The 6,485-nt window shown below is 65.3% G+C and carries 4 protein-coding genes and 1 pseudogene; 4 read left to right on the forward strand and 1 reads right to left on the reverse strand.

The window, feature by feature from the left end:
• The first annotated feature begins 506 nt into the window (after positions 1 to 506).
• The 3 genes and pseudogenes from QOC76_RS07785 to QOC76_RS07795 all read left to right on the forward strand — a co-directional run.
• Positions 507 to 2,540 (forward strand): toprim domain-containing protein, encoded by a 2,034-nt coding sequence (locus tag QOC76_RS07785; protein WP_526355893.1) that lies wholly within the window; start codon positions 507 to 509, stop codon positions 2,538 to 2,540.
• Positions 2,541 to 2,549: 9 nt separating this feature from the next.
• Positions 2,550 to 4,679, forward strand: coding sequence for a DNA gyrase subunit A (locus QOC76_RS07790; RefSeq protein ID WP_526355895.1), 2,130 nt, complete (start codon positions 2,550 to 2,552; stop codon positions 4,677 to 4,679).
• A 79-nt stretch (positions 4,680 to 4,758) separates the two neighbouring features.
• Positions 4,759 to 4,956 (forward strand): annotated as a pseudogene (locus tag QOC76_RS07795) (DUF1906 domain-containing protein); the annotation flags it as partial.
• A 406-nt stretch (positions 4,957 to 5,362) separates the two neighbouring features.
• Here QOC76_RS07795 and QOC76_RS07800 read toward each other — a convergent pair.
• A complete protein-coding gene (locus QOC76_RS07800; RefSeq protein WP_526355897.1) occupies positions 5,363 to 5,575 on the reverse strand; it encodes a hypothetical protein in 213 nt (70 codons plus the stop codon).
• 361 nt (positions 5,576 to 5,936) lie between these two features.
• Here QOC76_RS07800 and QOC76_RS07805 point away from each other — a divergent pair, with 361 nt between their 5' ends.
• Positions 5,937 to 6,341 carry a winged helix-turn-helix transcriptional regulator gene (locus QOC76_RS07805; protein ID WP_526355899.1) on the forward strand — a complete coding sequence of 135 codons (405 nt, stop codon included), beginning with the start codon at positions 5,937 to 5,939 and terminating at the stop codon, positions 6,339 to 6,341.
• Positions 6,342 to 6,485: the final 144 nt, after the last annotated feature.

The raw sequence follows: 6,485 nt of genomic DNA on the forward strand, positions 1-6,485 counted from the left end.
CAGGCCGGACTTACGACGTCCTGGAGTCTGTCAGAGGTTGACGATCGTGTCTGTACCAAATTTCGTCACGGTGACACGTACCACGCAACACCGCGCGTTCAGCCGCTTTAGGCGCGGTCCGGTGTGAAAGATGTTGTTGCGCTAAGGTTGCCGGGCCGGCAGTGATGGATCGAGCCCGGCGCCGGCTTTAGGGAGTGCGCCAGGCGAGCTTCTGCTTGGCCGTTTGTCTCTCGTGGTTGCGCCTGCCCATGCCAGGAGTGTGGCGCACGGGTCCGACATCTCGGCGTAAGCCGCTGTTCGAGAACCAATCACGCTCTCGCCTCAGCCCCGCCGATATGGGTGTGACGCTGAAGAGAGTCTGCTCATACACCGCCGAGGCTGCGCAAAGATGTCGGGCCGGCCGACTACCATTTCTGCGGCACACCAGTGCGTGCCAGGTGGATCGCCGACAGATCCCCGTGAGATTCGGTCCTCCCCTACCCGGCATTTGATGGAAAGGACGAGCAGTGAGTTACACCGCCGCTGACATCACCGAGCTCGATGATGTCCAGCACACACGCCTGCGGCCGGCGGTGAACCTCGGTCTGGACGTGCTCAACACCGCGCTTCGCGAGATCGTCGACAACGCGATCGAAGAGGTCGCCGATCCCAGTCACGGTGGGTCCACAGTGACGATCACCTTGCATGCCGACGGATCGGTCAGCGTCACCGACGACGGCCGGGGCCTGCCCGTCGACACCGACCCGGTGAACGGGAAGAACGGCATCGTCAAGACCTTGGGTACCGCGCGGGCCGGCGGCAAGTTCTCCGCACACACCGACGCTGCAAGCACGGGTGCCGGACTTAACGGAATAGGCGCCGCCGCAGCGGTTTTCATTTCCGCGCGCACCGACGTGACGGTACACCGGGCCGGGAAAACTTACCTGCAGAGTTTCGGAGGTGGTTACCCGGGGGTGTTCGACGGCAAGGACTTCGACCCGAACGCCCCGTTCACCCGATCCGACACGCAGAAACTGCGCGGCTCCGGCAATCGCAAACCGGATGCACACGGCACCACGGTGCGCATCCTGTTCGACCCGGCCGTGGTGCCGGATTCCACTGTGGACATCAACGAGGTGCTGCTGCGCGCGCACGCCGCTACGCGGATGTCGCCGGGGGTGCATCTGATCGTCATGGACGACGGATGGCCCGGCGAAGAGGTCCGGCCCGAGTTGCTCGAACCGTTCAGCGGGCCGTGGGGCACGGACACCCTCCTGGACCTCATGTGCACCGCCGGGGGCACTCCGGTGCCCGGCGTGCGCGCAGTGGTCGAGGGCCGCGGCGAGTACACCACCGGCCGCGGCCCGACCCCGTTCCGTTGGTCGTTGACGGCCGGCCCAGCCGAGCCGGCCACCGTCGCCGCGTTCTGCAACACCGTGCGCACCCCCGGTGGCGGATCTCATCTGAGCGCCGCCGTGAAGGGATTGTCCGAAGCACTGGCCGACCGGGCATCCCGCATCCGAGACCTGGGCCTGGCCAAAGGCGAAGACGGCCCGGAGGCACTGGATTTCGCCGCGGTAACCGCGCTCGCCGTGGACACTCGGGCACCCGATGTCGCATGGGACTCGCAGGCCAAGACCGCGGTGTCCTCGCGGTCGCTGAACGTGGCGATGGCCCAGGACGTGGCGCGAAGCGTCACCATCTGGGCCGCCAACCCCGGCAACGGCGACACGGTATCGCTGTGGACCAAGCTCGCGCTGGAGGCCGCCAGGGCGCGACGCAGCGCCGAGGGTGCCAAGGCCCGGTCCCGGGCGGCGTCGAAAGCCAAGGGCCTGGGGACGAACCTGTCGCTGCCGCCTAAGCTGCTGCCCAGCCGGGAGACCGGACGCGGCTCGGGTGCCGAGTTGTTCCTGTGCGAGGGCGACTCAGCGCTGGGCACGATCAAAGCCGCACGCGACGCCACCTTCCAGGCGGCCTTCCCCCTGAAAGGCAAGCCGCCCAACGTCTATGGATTCACCCTCAGCAAGGCGCGGGTCAAGGACGAATTCGACTCGATCGAACGCATCCTGGGCTGTGGAGTGCGTGACAACTGCGACCCGGAGTCGTGCCGGTACGACCGCATCCTGTTCGCCTCCGACGCCGACCCCGACGGCGGCAACATCAACTCGAGCCTCATCTCGATGTTCCTCGATTTCTACCGGCCACTCGTCAAGGCCGGAATGGTCTACGTCACGCTGCCGCCGCTGTTCGTGGTCAAAGACGGCCAGCAACGGATCTACTGCCAAGACGAGTCCGAGCGTGATGCCGCGGTAGCCCAGCTGAAGGTCACCTCCAAGCGCAAGGTGGAGGTGCAGCGGAACAAGGGTCTCGGTGAGATGGACGCCGACGACTTCTGGAACACCGTGCTGGATCCGCATCGCCGTACCGTCATTCGGGTACACCTCGATGAGGGCGATCCGAAATTGCACCACACTCTGTTCGGCGGGCCGCCAGAGGGCCGGCGCACGTGGATGGCCGATATCGCCGCCCGCGTCGATACCTCTGCTCTCGACCTCGATTAGGAGAACGACGTGACCGCCATCATCGAGCAGAACCCCGACCTGGTGCTCGACCAGAGTGCCGATGACTACTGGAACCACTACCAGCTGACCTTTGCCCTCTACAGCGTCAGCGACCGCGCGATCCCGTCCGCGTTCGACGGACTCAAGCCCGGCCAGCGGCGCCTGCTCTATCAGATGCACGAGTCGAGACTGCTGCCCGGAAACAAGCCGCAGAAGTCCTCGAAGGTCTGCTCGGCCGTCACCGGCAACCTGCACCCGCACGGCGGCGCGTCGATGTACGGGGCTGCGGCGCTGATGGCCGCCGAGTTCCAGCGCGTGAAAGTGATTGACGGACAAGGCGCTTTCCCGCGCATCCAGGGAGACATCCCCGCGGCCGACCGCTACACCGAGATGCGGCTGTCGGCACCCGGTGCCGCACTGACCGCCGAACTCAACGACCACGCCGTGCCGATGGTCTCGACGTTCGACGGTGAATGGATCGAGCCGACGGTGCTGCCGGCCCAGTGGCCGGTGCTGCTCTGCAACGGCGCCGTCGGCATCGCCGAAGGGTGGGCCACCAAGGTGCCCGCACACAATCCGCGTGAGGTCATGGCCGCCTGCCGGGCGCTGCTGAAGACCCCGAACATGACCGACGACAGGTTGCTCAAACTCATTCCCGGCCCCGATTGGGGATGCGGCGCCACCGTGGTCGGTGCGACCGGACTGCGGGAGTACATCACCACCGGCCGGGGAGCCTTCACCGTGCGCGGCACGGTGTCGGTGGACGGAAAGAACGTCATCATCACCGAACTCCCGCCCGGCGTCGCGAGTAACACTGTGCAAGAACGGATCCGGGCTCTGGCCGAATCGGGCGAGATGTCCGGCGTGGCGGACATGTCGGATCTGACCGACCGCCGCAACGGGCTGCGAATCGTGGTCACCGTCAAACGCGGCCATAGCGGCGAAACGATCCGTGAGCAGCTGCTCGCGCTGACGCCGCTGGAGTCGACGTTCGCCGCCAGTTTGGTCGCGCTCGATGAGGACCGCGTACCGCGCTGGTGGTCGGTGCGTGAACTGATCGGCGCATTCCTACACCTGCGCGATTCGGTGGTGCTGCGCCGCAGCGAGTATCGACTGGAAAAGGTCACCGCACGGCGCCACCTGGTGGCCGGCCTGATGACCATCCACCTGGACATCGACGCCGCGGTGGCGGTGATCCGCGGATCCGACACCGTCGACGAGGCCCGGCAAGGACTACAGGATCGGTTCGGAATCGACACCGAGCAGGCCGATTACGTTCTGGCGCTGCAGCTTCGCCGGCTGACGAAGCTCGACGTGATCGAGCTGCAGGCCGAAGCGGAGAAGCTGGGCGCCGAGTTCCTCGAACTCACCGAATTGGTGTCGAATCCTGATGCGCGCCGGAAGGTGATCGACAACGAGCTTGTGGAGACCGCAAAACTTTTCAAAGGCGCCGAATTCGACCGTCGCACCGTGCTGGACTTCGACGCCACTCCGACCGCATCCAGTGCCGACGAGGACGGTCCCCGCGAGCGTAAGTCCAACGCCGCGTGGCGACTTGATGACCGCGGTGTGTTCTCCGACAGCCACGGCGATCTGCTGACCTCGGGACTTGGTTGGGCGGTGTGGACCGACGGACGAATCAAATTCACCACCGGTGGCGGACTGCCTTTCAAGATCCGCGATATCCCGGTGGCGCCGGACATCACGGGGCTGCTGCGGTCCGGCGTGCTGGCACCCGGCTCCCATCTGGCGTTGGTGACTCGGCGCGGGAAGGTGCTGCGGATCGATCCGGCCGCAGTGAATCCGCAGGGCGCGGCAGGCAACGGCGTCGCCGGGGTGAAGCTAAGCGCGGATGGCGACGAGGTGATCGCCGCGTTGCCGCTGACGTGTGAGAACGGCGAGGCCATTCTGTCGATATCCGAAAAGGGCTGGAAGGTCACCGAAGTCGCCGACATCCCGGTGAAGAGCCGCGGTGGCGCCGGCGTCGGCTTTCACCCGTTCGTCAACGGCGAGGTCGCGCTGCTAGCGGCGGCGGTTTCGGCCACTGGGTTCGTGCGCGGCAACCGGGCGGTGCGGCCCGAGAAGCGTGCGAAGGCGTCGATCAAGGGTTCCGGCGCGGACGTGACGCCGGCGGGGTAACGGTGCGGCATCGAACTGACGTCGACCCCAAAGATCACCTGAACCACAGCCGCCACATTGTTAACATCGCTCGGTGCCAATGTCCCGGCGTGGCACTGCGCTACGCCGCCGCAGCGACGGCGCTGGCCGGGCTCAGTGCGGTAACGGGTGCCCGCACACCCGAAGCGGCGGCCGCCGCTCCCAGCTGATCGACTACGCCATGCGCCAGATCCCAGCACAGGACATCCGAGCCGCCGGCCGCGCCGGGGTAGTCAACTACGTCTCGAAGCCTCGTCCGAAGATGTGAACCACTTGACCCCAGAAAGTAGCGGTCAGGCGTTTACCCAGGTCGCTGATGGTTTGTGTCGTTGGCGGGCGGGTGGGTGACGCTCACAGAAGAGCGGGTCGTTCGCCATCGCGTATGACGTGTGGTCCCAAAATGGTCGCCAAAATCGCGAAGCCGGCGGCACCTCGGATATCGAGGAGCGGGCGGCCACAAACGGCCCAAGCGGTACCGTCGCTCAATCACTAAATCAGCAGTGCCACGTCCGTAACCACAGTGCGTCTGCGTGGCCAGGAGCCGTTCTGCAGCAACGAGATCACTTCGTCGGGGGATGCTCATCCCGCGCAAACGCCAAGCACGATCCGACGGATAGCGGCGATTGCCGGTGAAGGGGGTGTTGTTCTCGTTTGGGTACATCGTGTTAGTCGCGCTCAAACACTTCGCGCATGTAAGCCGGGTTGTAATTCATTGCGACGAGCTCGGCGGACGCCATCACGTCCCTGAGGTCCGGCAATGTCCACGTTAAGCTGAAATCCTTCACATTGGCCAACCCTAGCGAAGGCGCCAGCGGCCGCTCCAGCACCAGGTCTTCCGCGTAATACCGCTCAATCGAATCGTCATAAGGAGAGAACACAGCCAGATTTGGCCGCCCCGTGATCGCCCGCGCAACTACGGTTCTTTGGTGGGCGATCGATATCTCGAATACTCCGTCGGACTCGTGACCCGATCTTGTACTGCTCGTGTGTCCACGTAACGTCCAAGCCGTTCGTGTCGAACCGCGAAGAGTGCGAGTACGTACATCCTCGATAAGCCTTGTACGGCCCGCCGGTGTAGTGACTGCCTGCAGCAAAGCCGTAGACCTGCATGATGCCGGATCGCTTCAGAAAGCTGTTTTGATCCGGAACCAGAAAGCCGACGTATGGCGGGGCTTGGACTGCGTGGGGCGTGTTGTCGGCGTGTGAAGTGTGCAGCCAGTCGTTGAAATGCACCATGAGATGAAATTCAGGGTCGGCGGTGGCACGCAGGATCCAGCCATCTGGCACGCGGAGCGACTTAAATCCCTGACAGCGGAAGGAATTCTCGAGCGGGTGACCGGCAGCAGTGGGCGCGGCGAGTACCGGCTTAGCGACAAAGGCACAGCTTTGTGGCCCGCGGTGCGTGCGCTATTGGCATGGGGCGACGAGTATTACGCCCCCGCCGGGCCGCTGCGGGTGTTTCAGCACGCCGCCGACGAAGCACCGCTGGATGAATTGGGCCGGTGCACCGCGTGCGGTGCGGCGCCCGCGCCCCGCGACACACTGCTCGCGCCGGGTTCGGGGCTTCCGGCACCGTCCTCCGATGACGACGTCGTGACGGCGGCCCTGGCACGGCCCCATCTGCTGCTCACCCCGGTCCGCTAGCGGCGCCGACCGCGGCGATACGTACGTGATCGAACCAGGCGAAGGATCGATCGCCGTTGGCCGGCCAAAAGCATCGAAACCTGACGCCGCCTTCGTCTGACTCGCGGCCGCCGTCCTCATGGGTCAATCGGTTAACGTGGCGAG

The organism is Mycobacterium sp. (genome assembly GCF_032159565.1).
In the GTDB taxonomy this organism is placed as follows: domain Bacteria; phylum Actinomycetota; class Actinomycetes; order Mycobacteriales; family Mycobacteriaceae; genus Mycobacterium.

What these genes read in the sequence shown, in the direction of transcription:
- QOC76_RS07805 (WP_526355899.1), top strand. Translation starts at nt 5,937, where the DNA reads ATGAAATTCAGGGTCGGCGGTGGCACGCAGGATCCAGCCATCTGGCAC.